This window comes from Variovorax sp. 01N425, assembly GCF_056399465.1.
Genome location: NZ_JBFTRJ010000057.1, coordinates 1 through 583 on the forward strand (window position 1 = coordinate 1; position 583 = coordinate 583).

Below are 583 nucleotides of genomic sequence, written 5' to 3' on the forward strand. Positions count from 1 at the left end.
CGTTTCGCGGATCAGGGCTCGCCCTTGTTTGAGCGAAGCGAGTTTGGGCGAGACCCCGCGAAACGCGAGCACCGCAGGTTGCCCGCAGCGAAGCGGAGGGTCGCAGACAGTGGGGTCGCCTTTTCTTTGGCTACTTTCTTTTGGCGAAGTGTATGGACCGGGGACCTGGGTAACAGGTGTGCGGGGACATAGGAAACACTTTCGAGGTCGAGACGACCGAGGAAGCGGCCCATGCCCTGGCAACCGAGAGACCTGATGGACACCAAACGCGAATTCCTGGAACTGGCCTTGCAAGAAGGAGCCAACCGCCGCGAACTGTGCCGGCGCTTTGGCATCAGCCCCAAGACGGGCTATGCACTGCTGCGCCGCCATGCACTCCAAGGCATGGGTGATGCGTGCAAGCCGCGCAGCACCCGCCCGCACCACAGTCCTGCGCGCAGCAGCGCTGCGATCGAGCAAGCTGTCATCGAACTGCGCCGCCAGCACCCCCGCTGGGGTGGCCGCAAGATCGCCCAGCGCCTGAGCGATCTGGGCTTCAGCGGCGTGCCCGCACCCAGCACCATCACCGGCATCCTGCATCGCC

General features: G+C 64.7%; 1 protein-coding gene. It reads left to right on the forward strand.

Annotation, left to right across the window (positions count from 1 at the left end; all coding sequences use genetic code 11):
• Positions 1-231: 231 nt before the first annotated feature.
• The coding region (locus AC1DSC_RS32660; protein WP_478132098.1) for a helix-turn-helix domain-containing protein at positions 232-583 on the forward strand (352 nt) is incomplete at its 3' end.